This window comes from Microbacterium xerophyticum (genome assembly GCF_053543555.1).
The window spans coordinates 15216-32656 of sequence record NZ_JBLVOB010000007.1; the positions used below are offsets into that span (position 1 = coordinate 15216).

General features: G+C 64.0%; 12 protein-coding genes. 4 read left to right on the forward strand and 8 right to left on the reverse strand.

Annotated elements, in window-relative coordinates:
• Window positions 1–269 precede the first annotated feature (269 nt).
• The 4 genes from ACNPNP_RS11565 to ACNPNP_RS11580 are packed head-to-tail and all read right to left on the reverse strand — an operon-like array spanning window position 270 to window position 5625.
• Window positions 270–1178: a carbohydrate ABC transporter permease gene (locus ACNPNP_RS11565; protein ID WP_448966193.1), complete on the reverse strand. Its 909-nt coding sequence runs from the start codon at window positions 1176–1178 to the stop codon at window positions 270–272.
• On the reverse strand, window positions 1178–2116 hold the full coding sequence (locus ACNPNP_RS11570; RefSeq protein ID WP_448966194.1) for a carbohydrate ABC transporter permease: 939 nt from the start codon (window positions 2114–2116) through the stop codon (window positions 1178–1180). The genes ACNPNP_RS11565 and ACNPNP_RS11570 overlap by 1 nt, the downstream gene beginning before the upstream one ends.
• Complete coding sequence (locus ACNPNP_RS11575) at window positions 2113–3408, reverse strand: ABC transporter substrate-binding protein (RefSeq protein WP_448966195.1); 1296 nt, start codon at window positions 3406–3408, stop codon at window positions 2113–2115. The genes ACNPNP_RS11570 and ACNPNP_RS11575 overlap by 4 nt, the downstream gene beginning before the upstream one ends.
• 36 nt (window positions 3409–3444) lie before the next feature.
• Window positions 3445–5625: an alpha-galactosidase gene (locus ACNPNP_RS11580; RefSeq protein WP_448966196.1), complete on the reverse strand. Its 2181-nt coding sequence runs from the start codon at window positions 5623–5625 to the stop codon at window positions 3445–3447.
• A gap of 110 nt (window positions 5626–5735) precedes the next feature.
• Between ACNPNP_RS11580 and ACNPNP_RS11585 the strand changes: the two genes are divergently transcribed.
• Window positions 5736–6851 carry an ROK family protein gene (locus ACNPNP_RS11585; RefSeq protein WP_448966197.1) on the forward strand — a complete coding sequence of 372 codons (1116 nt, stop codon included), beginning with the start codon at window positions 5736–5738 and terminating at the stop codon, window positions 6849–6851.
• Window positions 6852–7065: 214 nt separating this feature from the next.
• On the opposite strand, the gene ACNPNP_RS11590 is transcribed toward ACNPNP_RS11585, so the two are convergent.
• The 4 genes from ACNPNP_RS11590 to ACNPNP_RS11605 all read right to left on the reverse strand — a co-directional run bounded on the left by ACNPNP_RS11590 (window position 7066) and on the right by ACNPNP_RS11605 (window position 10368).
• The gene (locus ACNPNP_RS11590) at window positions 7066–7389 is read right to left on the reverse strand and encodes an asparaginase (RefSeq protein WP_448966198.1); all 324 of its coding nucleotides are present in this window, start codon (window positions 7387–7389) and stop codon (window positions 7066–7068) included.
• 4 nt (window positions 7390–7393) lie between these two features.
• Window positions 7394–7933, reverse strand: coding sequence for an asparaginase (locus ACNPNP_RS11595; protein WP_448966199.1), 540 nt, complete (start codon window positions 7931–7933; stop codon window positions 7394–7396).
• A gap of 96 nt (window positions 7934–8029) precedes the next feature.
• Window positions 8030–8752 (reverse strand): FadR/GntR family transcriptional regulator, encoded by a 723-nt coding sequence (locus tag ACNPNP_RS11600; RefSeq protein WP_448966200.1) that lies wholly within the window; start codon window positions 8750–8752, stop codon window positions 8030–8032.
• 971 nt (window positions 8753–9723) lie between these two features.
• On the reverse strand, window positions 9724–10368 hold the full coding sequence (locus tag ACNPNP_RS11605) for a TetR/AcrR family transcriptional regulator (RefSeq protein WP_448966201.1): 645 nt from the start codon (window positions 10366–10368) through the stop codon (window positions 9724–9726).
• Between the two features lie 156 nt (window positions 10369–10524).
• Here ACNPNP_RS11605 and ACNPNP_RS11610 point away from each other — a divergent pair, with 156 nt between their 5' ends.
• The 3 genes from ACNPNP_RS11610 (at window position 10525) to ACNPNP_RS11620 (ending at window position 17418) form a co-directional block, all read left to right on the forward strand.
• The gene (locus ACNPNP_RS11610; protein WP_448966202.1) at window positions 10525–11949 is read left to right on the forward strand and encodes an MFS transporter; all 1425 of its coding nucleotides are present in this window, start codon (window positions 10525–10527) and stop codon (window positions 11947–11949) included.
• 112 nt (window positions 11950–12061) lie between these two features.
• The gene (locus ACNPNP_RS11615; protein ID WP_448966203.1) at window positions 12062–14290 is read left to right on the forward strand and encodes a glycoside hydrolase family 3 C-terminal domain-containing protein; all 2229 of its coding nucleotides are present in this window, start codon (window positions 12062–12064) and stop codon (window positions 14288–14290) included.
• Between the two features lie 437 nt (window positions 14291–14727).
• Entirely contained in the window at window positions 14728–17418 is a 2691-nt protein-coding gene (locus ACNPNP_RS11620; protein WP_448966204.1) for a glycosyl hydrolase, read from the forward strand.
• The last annotated feature ends 23 nt before the right edge of the window (window positions 17419–17441 follow it).

Sequence of the window (17441 nt, forward strand, 5' to 3'; positions counted from 1 at the left end):
ATCAGTTCCCTGCGGCAACGATGGCTGCCTTATCGGTCGGCAGCGCACGCCCTCGTTGCTATTCGTCTAAGTTTGCCGTCGGTGCGCCCGACCTCGTCATAACTTCGCTCTCGCCTTCGGGCCGAAGTGCGACCGGGATCTCACCGCGGCCGGAGCTCACAGCAAGTGAGCGCCGGATAAGCTCCAGTTCTCGGGGATGTTTGGACCCCGTTGCGGCCAGCATCACCCGAATCGCGCGGATCCGTGCAGCAAGCCCGCCGAGGAGCCTCCTACTTGATGGATCCTCGGGTGACTCCGGAGATGACCCACCGCTGCGAGAAGATGTAGACGATCAGCAGCGGTGCCATCGCCATCAGGTACGAGGCGAAGGCGGTCGTGTAGTCGGTGTTGTACTGGCCCTGGAACACATACTGCGCGAGCGGGATCGTGCGAGCCCCCGGGTCGGTGAGCACCACGAGCGGCATGATGAAGTCGTTCCACGCCCAGACGCAGGTGAGGATGCCGACGGTGGCGTTCATCGGGGTCAGCAGCGGGAACACGATCTGCCAGAACACCCGCCAGGTGGATGCTCCGTCGACGCGGGCCGCCTCTTCGAGTTCGATCGGGATCGAGCGGATGTAGGCGCTATAGATGAAGACGTTCAGCGAGATCCCGAAGATCGTGTAGAGCACGATCATGCCGATCTGGTTGTCGAGTCCGAGGAGGGATGTCTGCTTGACCAGCGGCAGCATGATGATCGGGAACGGGATGAACAGCGCGGCGAGGAAGTAGAAGAACACTCCCTTGAAGAACGGCCGGTGGCTGTTGCGTGCCAGCGCGTAGGCCACCACCGAGCTGGTCAGCAGGGTGAAGACCACGGCTCCGACGGTGATGAGCGCGGTGTTCATGAGGGCCTGCGGGAAGGCCGTCCGAGCCCAGGCATCCGCGAAGTTCTCCCAGCGGATCGGGTTCGGCCATTCGAACCCGTTGCCGGCGGCGAGCTGCTCGGGTGTCTTGAGAGCGACGGCGACCGCGAGGTAGAGCGGGACGAGCACAGTGAGCGAACAGACGGCGATGAGCGCGGTGGCCCACCAGTTCGTCTTGCGGGTGTCGTCGTTCTCGGCGGCGCGACGGGCACGCCATCCGGGGCGCGGTGGCGTCGCCGCGGCCTCGGCGAGGATCGTGGTTGCGGTGGTCATCAGATATCGGCCTCTCTGCGCTGAAGGACCCGGAACTGCAGGAGCGATACGACCGTGATCACTATGAAGAAGATCACGGCGTTCGCGGTCTGATAGGCGAACTCTCCTCCGGAGAATCCGCCGCGGAAGACGAGCAGGGTGACCGATTCGGTCGACGTGCCCGGCCCTCCGTTGGTGAGAGCGACGATCGGGTCGAAGACCTGCAGGAAGCCCTTGAGACTCAGCACGACATTGATCGTGAAGAACGCGCTGATGAGCGGGAAGGTGATCGAACCGAACTGACGCCACGACGAGGCACCGTCAAGGGATGCGGCCTCGTACAGCTCGCTCGGGATCGTCTGCAGGCCCGAGAGATAGATGATGATCGAGAACGCGCAGGCCTGCCAGACCGCGAGTGTGACGATCGCCGTCCATGCCCAGTCGGGGTTGGTGAGGATGTTGTCGCGGAAGAGCGGGATGCCGGACAGGATCTTCGGCAACGAGTTCGAGAACAGGAACTGGAAGACGTAGCCGATCACCAGAATCGCGAGCACGTACGGTACGAAGTAGACACCGCGCCAGAAGTTCCGAGCGCGGATCTTAGCGTTGAGCCCCATCGCGATCGACAGCGAGATGACGTTCGTGAGGATCGTGGCCACGATGGCGAACAGGAACGAGAACCCGTAGGCCTTCAGGACCCTGTCGTCCTTGAACAGGTTGAGGTAGTTCGAGATGCCGACGAAGTTCCAGTCGCCATACCCCGCATAGTTCGTGAAGCTGAAGAAGATGCCCACGATGACGGGGATGGTGTGGAAGGCCGCGAAGGCGATGACCGCGGGCCACACCATCCAGTAGTAGGCCGGCAGGGCGCGGGAGTTCGCGGTGCGGACGCGCCGCGCTCGCTTCGTTCCCTCGGGTCCCGGTGTCGAGGCGCGCACAGCGCTGGTCAGAGTGCTCATTCGTCTTCTCCCGTCACGGGGATGGTGCGGGCGGCGACCTTGCGCCACTCGCTGTCGAGGGTCGACAGTGCTGCATCCGCATCACCGTCGAACAGGAACTGCTGCACGATCGCGACCAGCGGGATGCTCGGGGGCACCTGGTGATCGATGAAGCCGGTGATCTTTCCGTTATCGAAGAAGGGCTTGACGGACTGCAGAGCCGGGTCGTCGCTCAGCTCCGCGCCCTTCACCGACGGGATCATGTTCTGAGAAGCGGCGAACTCCTCGATCACTCCGACGTCGAACAGGTATTCGATGAAACGCAGCGCCTCCTCACGATGAGGGGTGTCCTTCGCCATCGTCACGACGACGTCAACACCGGAGACCAGCAGGCGATCGTCGGGATCGTCGGCCGCCGGGTACGGGAAGATCGCCGCGTTGATGTCGGGGTTGATGGCCTTCACCGGGTTGAGCGCCCAGATCCCCTGCAGCAGCATCGCGGACTCGCCACGGGCGAACGCCGCATTCCCGTCGTCGTAGGTGCGACCCCGGTAGCCCTCCTGCATGTACGAGAAGAGCTCGGCCTGCTGAGCCATGACCTCCGGGAAGTCCTTCTCGAACGACACGGCCGAATCGGCGCCGACATCCTCTCCCTCAGCCCTCATGTCGTCGAAGAAACCGTCCCGCGAGGCGTAAACCCCGAGAGCGTTCCACGACGGCATACCGGTCCATGAGTCGGCGAGGGTGCCGTAGAACGGTGTGATCCCCGCCGCTTCGAGCGCGTCGCACACCGCGATGAACTCCTCCCACGTCTCGGGGACCTCGAGTCCCTGCTGCGCGAAGATGTCCTGGTTGTAGATGACCCCATTGGCATTGTTGACGTACCCGAGTCCATTAACCTCGCCCTGCTTGCTGCCGAGCTCGGCGAGGATCTCCTGCACGGCGGGGTTGAGTGTCTGCAGCACCGGCTCGTCGGAGAAGTCGTAGAAGACTCCGGCTTGAGCGAGGTCGCCGAATCCGCCGTTCGCGTTCAACGTGATGACGTCTGGAGCCTTGTCTTTGACGAGCAGCGTGCGGATGAGGGTCTCGGAGTCCGCGACCTGGTTCTGCACGACGCGGATGTCGGGATTCTCAGCTTCGAAGTCCGCGATGATCTCGTTGAAGTCCTCGAGGGCTTCACCCTTGAACTGGAAGAAGCTGAGAGTGGTGACGCCGTCATTCGGCGACGCCGCGCATCCCCCCAGAGCCGCGACAGTGCCGAGCGCGGCCGCCAGCGCAACCGCCCTTGCAGTCTTTCGATGTTTGATTCTCATGTGTGCGCCTCCTTGCGCGGAACAACTGCTCAGTGATCAGTGCTGTGAAACGATCTCGACGACGGTCGCCTGCTGGGGGAACTGCACGGGCGGGCGGATGCCGATGCTCCCGAGCTCTCGACCGGTCATGGCGACGGGCTCCTCGGCCCACGCGAGCGGTGACTGGGCCGGGTCATGCGCGGGGCGCGAGAGGATGCTGAGCTCGTAGGACCGCGCGGGATCCAGCCCCGGGAATCGGACCCGCGCTGCGGGGTAAGCGGCGCTCGTCGCGACCTGCGTGATGGTGAACACCGCGCGTGAGTCATCGTCTGCGACGATCCCGCGCACGTCGATGCCGGGTTCGACACCGTCGACATGCACCATGGTGCCGTCGGCGATCAGCGGCCGCAGCCTCTTGGCGAGGGCGATCCAGCCGGCGACGCGGCCCCGGGTCTGCTCGTCGGCGGAGGTGAGGTCCCACTCGACGCCGAAGTGCCCGAGCAGGGCGACGGCGGCGCTCAGCTCGAGCGAGACCGTGCGTCCCGAGGAGTGCACCACGGGGCTCGTGAGGTGCATGCCCATCATCTCGGGCGGCACGACGAGGCCGGTGTAGCGCTGGTTCTCGAGCCGCTCGATCGGGTCGAGGCTGTCGCTCGTCCAGATGCGGTCGGTGCGGTCGAGGATGCCGAGGTCGACCCGAGCACCACCCGAGGCGCAGCTCTCGATCTCGAGGTCGGGGTGGGCGGCCTTCAGCTCGTCGAGCAGCCGGTAGAGGGCGAGCGTGTTCTGACGCACGCGCGGGGATCCCCCCGGTCCGCTGCCCGCATCGACGAGATCGCGGTTGTGATCCCACTTGAGGTAGGCGATCGGATACTCGGCCAGGAGCGCGAGGAGGCGATCAGCGATGTGGCGGTACGCGTCGGGATTCGCGAGATCCAGCACCTGCTGCTGCCGCGCGGAAGGCGGCAGAGACGCGCGGCCGCGGAGGATCCAGTCGGGATGCGCGCGGGCGAGATCGCTGTCGGGGTTCACCATCTCGGGCTCCACCCAGAGTCCGAACTCCATGCCGAGATCGGTGACCTTGCGCACCAGGGGGTGCAGCCCCTCGGGCCACACCTCGGCATCCACCTTCCAGTCGCCGAGTCCACGGGTGTCGTCGCGTCGCCCGGTGAACCACCCGTCGTCGAGCACGAACCGCTCGATCCCGACCTCGGCCGCAGCATCAGCGAGCGCCGCCAGCCGATCGAAGTCGTGGTCGAAGTAGACGGCTTCCCACGTGTTCAGGGTGACCGGGCGGGCGCGGCGCGGATGCTGCGGACGGTCGCGCCACTCGGCGTGGAAGCGCTGCGAGAGCTGGTTGAGACCGTCGCCCCACGAGCCGATGACCCACGGCGACGAGATGGATGCTCCGGGCGCGATCATGACCTCGCCAGGCGCGAACAGCTCACCGCCCGCGAGGAAGGCGTCACCCGTCACGACCCGCTCGGCGAGCACACGGTGGTTTCCGCTCCATGCGACATGGATGCCGTGCACCCGACCGGACTCGAAGCCGAAGCCGGGCCGCCCTGCCGCCAGCAGCACGGTCGCGTCTGCGCCCGGCCGTCCCCGTCGACTCTCCCGCAGGTGGGTGCCGAGCGTGAAGCTGCGCCGCTGGGCGGTGCGCTCGCGAAGGTGATGGCCGGTGGTGTCGAGAAGTTCCGTGGCATCCCCCGGCGTGGGGAAGGCGAGCTGCAGAGCATCGAGGGAGTAGCCGCCGTCGCCGGTGTTGCTCACCGTCATGCGCTGGTGGAGCAGACCTCCGATGCCGACCTCGACGTCCCAGCGGAGGTGGATCCCCGCTTCCGCGTCTTCCATCTCGATCGTGGCCGCATGGTGATCGGTGCGTACCTCGACGACCTCGGGCTTGATGCTGAAGCCGGCGCCTGCACGGTGCCCCTCGATGGAGGGCGTTCCGAGCCAGCCCGAGGCCTCGGTGGCGACGGCGCTGAGACGTGCCGTGTGGTCGAGACCACCGGACACTCGCTGCGGGCGGGCGGCGGCCGCGATGCTTCGCAGCGTCTCGGGAGTCGAGTCGACGAGCTCTTCGCCCCAGTGGACGATGACGGGCACGTCTTCGGACTCGAGGTCGATGACGACGCTCGTCCCGCCGCGGTGAAGGTGGATCGCGCGTTCGCGGGTGGCCGGGGTTTCGAGATCATCCATCACGCTCTCCTGCAGAGCCTCATTGCTGAAATGCATGGATTAGTTCTATCACGAAAGTAAAGGCGTGCCAAGAGCGGTTCTGGGAACCGTGAATCCCGAGTCGATCGATGGTTTAGTGCCACAATGGAACCAACGAGGAGGTGACCGTGCTCACAGAAAGCGAGAACGCGCTCGCTGAAGCGGTGCTGATCCACGGTCCGATCTCTCGATCGGCACTCACCTCCAGACTCGGGCTCTCCGCCGCGAGCCTCACCCGCCTGGCGAAGCCCTTTCTCGACACCGGTCTTCTCGTCGAACTCGACGATGTCGTCGACGGGTCGGTGGGCCGACCGACCCGACCGCTCGACATCGCCCCCGACCGCGGCTTCTTCGTCGGCATCAAACTCACCGGCGACACCCTGCACGCCGTTCTGACCGACGTCCGCGCCGCCCTCGTCGATTCCTTCACCCGCCCGCTCACTGCATCCGATCCGTCGAGCGTCGTCGCCGACATCCGCGCGGCGATCGACGATTTCGACGGCGACATCCGTGGCATCGGCGTGAGCCTCGGCGGCTCTGTCGACGGCGGCGTCGTCGAGTTCGCCCCCTTCCTCGACTGGCACGACGTCCCGTTCGCGTCGATGCTCTCCGATGCGACCGGACTGCCCGTCACCGTCGAGAACGACCTCGTCGCGCTCGCCGAGGCCGAGCGGTGGTTCGGCATGGGACGTGGGCTGCCCGGGTTCTCGGTGATCACGATCGGCGAGGGCATCGGCTACGCGGTCGTCGCGCACAACGAGGTCGTTCGCACCCGCGAGGTCGGCGCAGGCCTCGGCGGACACATCCCTCTCGCAGCCAACGGCCCCCTCTGCGACCGCGGACACCGCGGATGCGCGCAGGCGATGCTCACCTCAGGATCGATCACCGCTCAGGTCTCCAGCGCCCTGCGACGCTCCATCGACTACGACGAGTTCCTGGCGCTCACCGCAGGCGGCAACCCGGCAGCGACAGCAGTGGCGGATGCCGCCGGCGAAGCGCTCGGCCGGTTCATCGCTCTCGCCGCGAACCTCACCATGCAGCCGGCCACCGTCCTCGCCGGCGACGGAATCGGGCTGTTCGCGGTCGCAGAACCCGCCATCCGTCGAGCGATCACCACCGACCGAGACCCTCTCGCGGATCCCATCGAACTCTACATCGACGAGCCGGGATTCACCGCCTGGGCACGAGGCGCCGCCGCGGTCGCGATCCAGTCGGCGATCGCGACACTCTCCCTAGTCCGGTGAGACCCGGAATCGCACAACGTAGGGCTGAGATTCGTCCGCTACGAACGTGACAGCATAGGGTGCACGTTATCTCGGCGGCTGAATTCAGCTAAGCACAGGCGCGGTTGAACCCACAGTGCGGACACCTGAGGCACGCGGAGCGCGAACCTGCATGGCTGCAAGGTAGATGTTCAGCTGGTGGAAAAGCACCTCGCGAAGGTCTGCCTGTTTCAGCTCATCTTTCAAAGCGCTTGCGGCAGGGAACTCGTCGGGGGCCGAGATCTTGTACTCCTGGAATCAGGCCAGCCAGCTGCACCGCTTCCGCGCCATCCTTAGCGATGAGGCCCGGAACGCTGCGCATCAGTGCCGTGACGTCTCGCCCCTCGCCGGCTACCATGTCGGGGCGGGCGCGCATCGCCGCCGAAACGCGCCATTCAGCACTGCCGGGGTCGCTGGAACTGAGTCGCGCGTATGCGAGAGCTGTGGCGGATAGCGAGAATGCGAACAGTGGCGTCCCGCACCCATCAGTCGTCGTCGCGCCGGCTTCTTCACCGGTCAACTCCTCAATCGTCTGGAGTATCAGTTGCTGTAGGGGGGTGCGAGAAGTCGAGGTAGTCGGATGTGGACCACCCGTTGATAACGCACGTCGCCAGCATCGCCGCGTGCTTTCCGGAGCAGTTCTGCGCGATCTGTGTGCGCTGACCATCAGCGCGCAAATAGGCCTCGCGCTCCTGTACCCCGTACGGGAGATCCGTGATGTTCCGAAGTGCAGAAGAGTCAAGCCCATGCATCGCAAGGATGCGCTTGGCACCCGACTGGTGGGCGGGAGCGCCCGAGTGGCTCGCACAGCTGAGCGCGAGCAGGTCGTCCGGCAGGTCCAGCCCGGCGCGCACCATCGCTACTGCTTGCAGGGGCTTGAGGGAAGACCGCGCGTATACGGGGTGCTCAATGCCACCCGCCTGTGCGAGGACCGCACCATGCGCGTTGACGACCGCGAACGCCCCATAGTGGATGCTCTCGACGAGCGACCCACGGGTCACCTCAACGCGTGGCATGTGGAGGGGCTCGTGGACGGGAAGCTGGGATGTGGTGGGTGAAGTCATTTCTGATCCTGTTTCTTGGCGCACCAAATAGCGGTGGTGGGACGGAGGTGGCCGTAGCCACGAATAGCGGTTCCAGTGAGCGGAGGAGCTTGGCGTCTAGACGGGCGGCGCGGACCGCCTGGGATGCATGACGATGGCGACAGCGGATGCGACGGCGCCAAGATGTGTATGCATGGCCGCGCTTGCGTCTTGCGCGTCACCGCGCGCGATTGCGTCCACGATCCGCTCGTGTTCCAGGTGAGAATCAGTTTGGCGATGGGTGACCACGGCAAGCAGTTCAGACTCTGCTGCGATGGCCTCACGGATTTCGGTCACAACGGCCGCGAATACCCGGTTCCCGGTGTACGCCGCAATCGCAATGTGCAGTTCAGCATCGAGCTGTACCCACTTACGTGGATCGTCCTCTTCGGCCATACGCTGAAGTAGAGTTTCCAGATTCGTCACATCGTCGTTCGTCCGACGTTGAGCGGCGAGCCCCGCAGCCGGCCCCTCGATGTGCGGACGCGCCTCGAACAGGTCGTCAGCGGAGTAGCGACCGAGCCGGAGACCGGATGACGGTACCGCGGAGATCACGACAGTACCGCTACCGCTTCTCGTCTCTGTCAGCCCCAGCGTGGCGCAGGATCGCAGCGCTTCTCGCACGACCGGTCGGCTGACACCGTAACGCTCCGCGAGTCGGGCCTCGGAAGGGAGCCTGTTTCCGACCGGGAATATCTTGGCCTCGATCTCTTCCCGCAGGCGAAGGAATACGGCCTCGCCCGCGGAAAGTCGCTCAACGCGCGTCGACGTCGCTGCGTTGATACTCGATGACAAGCTCATGGCTACCTCGTTGTTAGCAGTGGGTGGAACCGGTAAAGCTGTATGACAGCATTACACCTCTCGACGATTCTGGCAAGAGGAAACTCGAGGTTGGCCCTCTCGCGTGTCACAGTGGGGGGCTCGCGCGCTCGACAGCCCGCCGCCGCTTACCTCACAGATGCGTTCGGAACTGCATGGGGAGCCTAACCACATGCCGCCCTATTCGGCCCCGCGCAAGGCTAGAAATTTCGCCGCTGAGCGGCCGAGCCCACAAGCACCACAAGCACCGAGTTCACCTAGTGCGAGGCGTTGGCAGCTCGGTTCTGCCAAGTGAGACAAGCACTGACCAAGGTCACCTTGGCTGGAGAGTGCCCTACTCCCGACTGGGATCGGAGAGGCCTGGCAAGGTGACCAAGTAGTAGTTAGTTCATGTAAGAGATCAAAAGTAAGTAGTAGAAGAAGGGGCAACTTCTCTCTCGAAATCCCTATAGGGATAGGATCCGCACTTGGTCGCCTTGGCTGGAGAGGCGTTTTCTCGCCCCTGAACTGGGATTAAGTCGGCCCCCCGACCTTGGCAGCGCCTTGGCGGCAACAAAGTTTGAGGATTTTCCGTGAGAAGTGCGCTGAGAGGGCTGAATGTGCCGCAGGGTATCCGGGGAGAGAGTGTCGCGGAGAGTGCATCCCCCGGTCGAAGCAAGTCATAGAGCTGCCGAGCGTGCCGCGACCGTTGCAGGAGGAGACGTCCTCGCGCCGGGGCCCGCGCTCACAGTGAAAACTCCACAGAGATAGAACGCGCGGATCGACGACTCACATCGTCGACCACCTTCGTGCGGTCGAGCGTTCCGCACATCGTTGCGCGAAGCGGTCGCCGAGTCTTTGAAGAGTGGGAGCGGCGCGCATGACCCGGAGTGGAACATGAGCGATCCAGCGCGGGGCTTTCGTCACTGCCTCCGCCGAATCGCTCCACCTCGCCCCATGCCGCCAAACATGCCCTACAGCCCCGCGACCAACGACTCCAAGGCGCGGCGGGCTTCGACAAGATCCACTCGAGCCAAACTTCGATACGCGTCGGTGACCTGCCTCGGCAGATCGAGCGTCGGGTCAGACAGCTTCTGCATCTGTAGCCCATCCCAGAGAGCGATCATCTGACGCGCGAACTGCTCGGGGTCCACGTCCTCGTGAGCTCGCCCCTCGGCCTGATCACGTCGAAGCACCCAAGAGAGATATTCCTGCGTACCCTTCTGATGCTTCAAGAACCACGCATGTGCGGGGTGGCCAGGGTCAGCAGCGTTGGACGCCTGGCTGGTGTAGAGCTGCATGCGATGCGGGTGTCCCGCAGCGGTGGTCGCCAACATCGACACAACCTCGGCGACATCCATGCCCAGCATGTCGACTTCCTCGAACACGCGGCGATTGACCTCGTCGGCTTCTTCGAGCGCTGCGACCAGCACATGATCGCGAGTGGGAAAATGGTAGAGGATGGTCGCCTCGGTAACGCCCGCTCGCTCAGCCACCTCCGCGATGCCGACATCAGCGTCCCCACGCTCATTGATCAGCTGCAGGGCCGCTGCGGCAATTGAGGCCCGCCGATGCTGCGTCTTGGCGTAGGGGCCACGCTTAGCTCTTTCTCCCGACATAGGACCATGTTACGTCCTCGTACTGAAAAGTAGCGCTGAGGCATGTTTTCGAGGTCAAAAAATAGTTTCATTCCCTCGCAACTAGTTGACATCAAGCCAAAAACAGGTTCAAACTGTGTTTTGGGGCGCCCGGCCCCCCAGAAACAAGGAGCAATGATGCCCAGTGTCCAGTCTGAGTCGTCGGTGACCGAGCCGAACGTCAAAGGCACCTCCGCGATCTACACGCAGAAGCGGCCTTTCCGGTCGTATCTCCTGTGGTACGTCCTGGCTGCCTTGCCTGTCTTCGCCCTCTGGGGCGCGATGCTTGGCATCGTCCTCCCCAATCACGTGCAAGCAATCGAGTTCGCTACGTGGTTCACCGGCGCGGACGCGAATACAAACCTCGTCGAGCTGCAGACCCTCAAGGCCCAGATCGATGCAGGCGCAGCGACCGCGACAGCAGAGCAATCCCGGTTGCTCGAACTGTACGCACAGTTTGAGGCGGCCCGCGCCCAGAATCTTTCCATCGTGGCGGCAGTCGGCGTCTTCGTCACCATGTTTGTGCAGCCGATCACGGGAGTGCTTTCAGACCGCACGCGCTCCCGATTCGGCCGTCGGGCACCGTGGATGGCCCTAGGCGCCGCAGCCGGTGCTCTTGCGCTCGTCGGATTGCGCTACTCGACCTCCATCGCGCTGATCATCCTCATGTGGGCTCTGGTCCAGGTGCTGTTCAACATGGTGCAGGGCCCGCTGACCGCGACGGTTGCGGACCGGGTGCCCGAACGGAGCATCGGAACGGCGAGCACCTTCTCCGGCCTGGCAGGAATGGTCGGCGCCGTCCTAGGCTCCGTCGCGGCCGGAACCCTGTATGGCCTCGTGCAGCTGAACATCTACATTGTGTTCGCGGTCGTCATCCTTGTGTTCGTCGCCGTGTTCATCCTCTTCGCTCCAGATCGCTCATCCAAAGATCTTGAGGTCGAGCCGATCAACTTCGGCAGGTTCTTTGCGTCGTTCCTCATCCCTCTGCGGGACGCGGATTACCGGTGGGTGTGGATCGGCAAAGTCGTGATGATGTGCGGCTACTCCATCTCGACCGCTTTCAGTTTCTTCATGCTGCAGAGCTACGTGAAACCGGCCCTCAGCGCCGCCGAGGCCACGGCGCTCGCGCCCGTGATTGGGTTGGTCGGCATCCCCGGAACCATTCTGGCTATCGCCGTTGTCGGAAAGTGGTCGGACAAGATTGGCCGTCGCAAGCCATTCGTGTTCTGGTCGTCCATTCTTCTGGGACTCTCGCTGCTGATTCCGTTCTTCTCGCCCACGGTCCCCGCGCTCATCATCCAGGGAGTCATCGCAGGGACGGCGTTTGGCGCCTACATGGTGGTCGATCAAGCTCTCTTCATCGATGTCATCAAAGACAAGCGCACCGCCGGACGGGACCTCGGCATGTCCGCCCTCGGCGGGAACCTCGGGCAGGCGCTTGGGCCTGTCCTCGCCGGCCAGCTGGTCGCCATCGCGGGCGGTTACGGAATCGTCTGGCTGGTTGCTGCACCAATCGTGTTGATTGCCGCCATCGTAATCCTCCCCGTCAAGCGCGTGAAGTGATCCTTGGGCTGGGCCGAGGGCGCTTCACCGCATCTCGGCCCAGCCGTTGGATGCGCAGCACATCAGCATCAGTTAGACCTCACCGACACAATCGGTGTCAGAAAGGAACCTCGTGTACCCCACTGTCTCCCGCCTCTCGCTCCGAGAGAAGGCTGCACTCGTCTCCGGAGCAGCGTTCTGGACGACTCGTGCTATCGAGAAGCACGACATCACATCCGCTACTCTGACTGACGGTCCGCACGGCGTCCGTCACCAACGTGCCGGGTCCGACCATCTGGGCATCAACGACAGTGAGCCAGCCACGAGCTTTCCCACGGCCGCATCGACCGGTTCGAGCTGGGATCCTTCGCTTCTCGAGAAAATGGGGCGGGCCTTGGGCGTGGAGTCCCGAGCACTTGGCGTTGATGTGCTGCTTGGCCCAGGAGTGAACATCAAGCGTTCCCCCCTCTGCGGTCGCAACTTCGAGTACTTCTCCGAGGATCCGCTGCTATCGGGATCACTCGGCGCGGCGTGGGTGCGCGGCGTCCAGTCCGAAGGCGTCGGCGCCTCCGTTAAGCACTTCGCTGCCAACAATCAAGAGACAGACCGCATGCGCATCAGCGCGGAAGTCGATGAGCGGACGCTGCGCGAGATCTACTTCCCCGCATTCGAGCAGGTCGTTCGTGAATCACAACCAGCAACTGTCATGTGTTCGTACAACAAGGTCAATGGCACCTACGCATCACAGAACCGTTGGCTTCTCACCGATGTGCTTCGCAATGAATGGGGGTTCGACGGATATGTAGTGTCGGACTGGGGTGCGGTCGTTGACCCTATCGCGGCTTTGACCGCAGGGCTCGATCTGGAGATGCCGAGTACAGGCGACCGCAGCCCCGGCTTGGTCGAGGCCGCCGTGGCTTCCGGCGCCCTCGACGAGTCGCTTCTGGACGAGGCAGTCTCCCGCATACTCACAGTGCACGAACGTCTTCGCAGCAGCCGCCGCGACGTCTCTGTGGATCACAAGACGCACCACGAGCTGGCGCGCGAGTTGGCGGCTGCCGGCTCCGTGCTCCTCGCAAACGATGGCGACCTGCTACCCCTGCGCCCCGATGAGGGTGGCCGCATTGCTGTGATCGGAGAGTTCGCCCGCACGCCTCGCTATCAGGGCGCAGGGAGCTCGCACATCGTTCCCACGCAACTGGATGACGGACTCACCGCCATCCAAGCCGCGACTGCGCGCGAGGTGCGATTCGCGGCCGGATTCACTGTCGATGGCGCTGACGACGAAGCCCTCAGTACCGAAGCGGTGCAGCTCGCTCGTACGAGCGACACGGTCCTTCTGTTTCTGGGTTTGCCCGACGCCGCAGAATCGGAAGGTTTCGACCGCACAGATCTCCTCCTCCCGCGCAACCAACTTGACCTGTTCGAGGCTGTGCATGCCGTGAACTCGAGCATTGTCGTCGTACTCAGTAACGGGTCCGTCGTCTCACTAGAAGGTGTTCGAGGCGAGGCACCGGCCATCCTGGAAATGTGGCTCGCGGGTCAGGCGTCTGGCAGCGCCGCGGCCGACATCTTGTTCGGCACTGCCGAGCCCGGTGGACGCCTCGCAGAGACGATTCCCGTCTCTTTGGCGCATACTCCCGCCTACGTGAATTGGCCAGGAGCTAACGGGACCGTGCGCTACGGAGAGGGAGTCGCCGTCGGATACAGGTGGTACGACACCACTGACCGGGAGGTGGCCTACCCCTTCGGCTTTGGCCTCGGATACACCTCCTTCGCCTACAGCAATCTGCGAGTGATCGTCGAAGATGCGACCGTGGCCCGTGCGGTCGTCGAGGTCACCGTCGAAAACACCGGCAGTCGGGCCGGCAGCGACGTTGTGCAGGTTTATGTCGGTGAAGAGCGGCCGACCGTGAGCCGGGCGCCTCGCGAACTCCGCGCGTTCGAGAAGGTGCATCTGGCCTCAGGAGAGCGAACCACGTTGAGCTTCGAACTGGACGAGAGGGCGTTCGCCTGGTGGAGCGTCGGCGGGTGGACTGTCACGCCTGGCTCCTATTCCATTGCCGTCGGCCGTCACTCCCGCGACCTGCCGCTCGAGCAGCTCGTTGTCTTGTCCACCCCCGAACCGGTCGTCCCGCTCGCGCCCGAGTCCACCATCGGGGAATGGCTGTCCCACCCAATCGGTGGCGCCGTAGTCCGTGAGCTGTTCGCGTCGATGTCAGGCGCGGGCGGCCTCCCCACCGACCCGGACACGTTGAAGCTCATCGAAGACATGCCGCTTCGCACGATGATCGGATTCGGCGAAGGTGGCGGCGACGGTGAGGAGACAGTAGACCGTCTTCTCGCTCAGATTGGCGCATAGAACATCCGTCAGAACCGACACACGTCCGGGCCGACAGTTGCATTTATGCGCTGTCGGCCCCGGCGTGCATCCAGCGCACACCATGACCTCCCAGATCTGTCTATTGAAAGGCATCCCATGCTCAAATGTCCGCCAGCGGTGCTGAGGGGTTCCTCCCCCGCTTCACGCCAGATTGAAGTCAATTACGTCAACAGTGACTGGTGGACTCGAAGAGCTTCAGTTGCCGTCAAGGGAAGCGGCTCACACCTGGTGGATCGCCTCGACGGGATGCTCGATCCGACGTCGGGCCTCCCCTGGTCACAGGCGGTAGCTCGATCCGAAGCCCTGCGCCACGCTCAGCCGACGCTTGGAGGCCCTCGATGAAGCCGACGCGTGTGGATCTATCCCGACCTCAGGTTCGTTTGACCCCCTTGGAAGCATCGCGATTCCAAACGCCGTTGACCGATGACCGACCAGGAATGCGCTGGTGGTGGCAGTCTCCGGTTCCCGCAGAAGAACTCGTCCGCGAGTTGCGGGCAATCGCCGACGCCGGCTTCGGTGAGGTGGAGGTCGCCTTCTCTCCCGGATTCTGGGCCGACGGTGCGCAAAGGTATGCGCTTGGCGTGGTGCTGGATGAGGCGAAACGCCTAGGAATCGGTGTAGCCACCACCCTGGGTGCCGCGTGGCCGCTGCAGACGCCGAACACGAGCAAAGGGACCCCGGACGCCTCGAAGGAACTGCAGTATGGCGTGACTTATCTCAAGGAAGCGGCGGGCCGAGTGACGGTTCCCAGCCCGTTCGACGACCCGGACCGCCAGCGTGGCGGCCAACCTATCGCCGTCACGCTGGCGCGCGTCGTTCGAAGAGGTCCCGGACCGATAACCAGACTCAAGCAGGATCCCTGGCGTGGGGAGGTACAGGAAATCGTTGGGCCAGACGAGGCGACGCTCCTAGACTCTGCGTCCTTGGAGACTGTCACTGACGATGTCACCGACGGTTCGTTTTCTTGGGACGGCCGGACGGGTGAATGGGCGGTCTTCGCTTTCTGGTTGCGCGACACCGAGCAGGGGGTAACCAGTTTTCTAGACCGAGCGGCTGCCATAGCTGCAACGGAGTACATCGACGTTCACCAGATCGGCCCGGACAACGCCGCGCTGCTGCCTCTGGCCGGCACCGACCTGTTTGAGGACTCGCTGGAGTTGAACGCTGACTCGCTGTTCTGGTCCCCGGATCTCCTCGAACGCTTCCAGAAGCGGCACGGGTACGATCTCACGCCGCTCCTTCCTGTTCTCTTCGCGCACGGGATGTGTCGCTACTGGGTGCCAAACGACGAGCCCATTCCCGACTTCGAGCTTGACACCGGCGGCGGCCCGCAGGTGCGTCACGACTACAACGAGCTCCTCACCGATCTTTACATCCAAGATCACCTGCTCGTCCTTCAGGACTGGGCCACCTCTCACGGGATGCGCCACAAGGCGCAAGTCGCATACGGACAGAACCTCGAGCCGGTTCGCAGCAACCGAGAGTTCGTCCGCCGCGGGGGGCGCGCTGAAGGCGAATCTCTCAACTCCGGAGACCGAGCACCCGTGGCTCGCGAGCATCCGAACTGGCGGTTCGCCCTGGACTGGCAACGTTCAATCGTCGGTGGTGCACATCAAGGCGGAGGAGTGCGCGTGAGCACCGAGCTCGGCGCACAATTCGCCGCTGCATATATGCTCACGCTCGGCGATCTCCAGCAGATGCTGGACAAGGAATGGGCTGCTGGTATCACCAAACCCTTCGTGCACGGTTTCGCAAGCCAAGCACCGGGCACTTCCTGGCCGACACAATCCCGGTTCTTTGACTACGTCGCCGACTCCTGGAACGATACGCATTTCCCGGAGTGGAACAACTGGCGTCCTCTCACCGACTACTGGGCGCGCGGCACCGCTGTCCTGGAGACGGGCCTACCTCGTACTGACGTCGCGGTCTACCGTGACGGCTTCCTCACGACCGCCGCGCGCGGATCCGACGAAGACGACTTCACCGCTCCTTCCCGCCTCGTCGACGGTGACCCTCTAGAGCGCGCGGGGTATACGGTGCAGTTCCTCGACCCGGTCGGACTCGTCGAGGGCGCCGCTCATCCCGAGAAGACGGTTCTTTTCCCCGACGGGCCTGCGTACCGAGCCGTTGTGGTGAACGAAGAGGCGATAACCCCGGAGGCTGCGGAAGCGCTCGATGAGGCCGCCGGCAACGGGCTCGCGGTTCTTGTAGTTGGGGAGCCTCCCACCCGCGCTTCCGGCTTTGGACACCAGGATGGTGACGAGCGTGTGAAACGAGCCTTCACGCGTCTGATCGGTCGGCGCACGGCTCGTTGTATCAATGGCTTCGAGGAGGCTGTCGACGCACTTGCGGACCTAGGCGTCTTTCCGCGGGTGATGACCAACGGCCACGCGATTCTCACGCAATGGCGGGACGCGCAGACGAGCCAGTATGTGCTGGTCTACAACACTGAGCGCACGTCCGTCGAAAGCCGCCTCAGCATCGAAGGCATGGGCTCGCTGTACGAGCTTGATCTGTGGTCTGGCCACCGGCATCAAGCGTCCGCCTCGTACCGGGGCGGCCGCACAGAGACTGACATCGTGCTCGCCCCTCTCGGCTTGCGCATACTCGAGTTGGTGGAGGATCAGGCGTCGGTACCTCCAGCCGCGCAGCAGCATCCTGGGATCTTGGCAGCATCGAGCGAATTGGCGCTCGAGGACTGGACGCTGGAGGTCCGCGCAGAGGAGCCGGACGGCCCTCGCGATATTCAGGTGGAGGGCCAGGGGCCCGGTGACTGGAGAGACATCCCCGAACTCGCCTCCGTATCAGGAATCGGTGTCTACCGGACCCGTGTGCGTGACGCCGCTGAGGGGCGCATCGCTGTGAGCCTCGGGGACCTCGCCGGATCCGCAACCGTGCGTATCAACGGTGAAGTGAAAGGTGTCGTCTTCGTTCCTCACGGCACCGTCGAGATCGGTGAGTCGGTGCGACAAGGAGACGTCCTCGAGATCGAAGTTCGCACGCCCCTGCGAAACGCAGTCGTCGCGGTCGGGACGAGGGCTGGCGTCGGTTCTGCCACGCGCGCCCAAGGCCTGATAGGGCCAGTCCGAGTCCTCCTCGAACGATAGGACCGCGACGGGCTACCGGAAGT

What these genes read in the sequence shown, in the direction of transcription:
- ACNPNP_RS11595 (WP_448966199.1), bottom strand. Translation starts at nt 7,933, where the DNA reads ATGACTTCACCCACCACATCCCAGCTTCCCGTCCACGAGCCCCTCCAC.
- ACNPNP_RS11570 (WP_448966194.1), bottom strand. Translation starts at nt 2,116, where the DNA reads ATGAGCACTCTGACCAGCGCTGTGCGCGCCTCGACACCGGGACCCGAG.
- ACNPNP_RS11565 (WP_448966193.1), bottom strand. Translation starts at nt 1,178, where the DNA reads ATGACCACCGCAACCACGATCCTCGCCGAGGCCGCGGCGACGCCACCG.
- ACNPNP_RS11610 (WP_448966202.1), top strand. Translation starts at nt 10,525, where the DNA reads ATGCCCAGTGTCCAGTCTGAGTCGTCGGTGACCGAGCCGAACGTCAAA.
- ACNPNP_RS11580 (WP_448966196.1), bottom strand. Translation starts at nt 5,625, where the DNA reads ATGCATTTCAGCAATGAGGCTCTGCAGGAGAGCGTGATGGATGATCTC.
- ACNPNP_RS11575 (WP_448966195.1), bottom strand. Translation starts at nt 3,408, where the DNA reads ATGAGAATCAAACATCGAAAGACTGCAAGGGCGGTTGCGCTGGCGGCC.
- ACNPNP_RS11605 (WP_448966201.1), bottom strand. Translation starts at nt 10,368, where the DNA reads ATGTCGGGAGAAAGAGCTAAGCGTGGCCCCTACGCCAAGACGCAGCAT.
- ACNPNP_RS11600 (WP_448966200.1), bottom strand. Translation starts at nt 8,752, where the DNA reads ATGAGCTTGTCATCGAGTATCAACGCAGCGACGTCGACGCGCGTTGAG.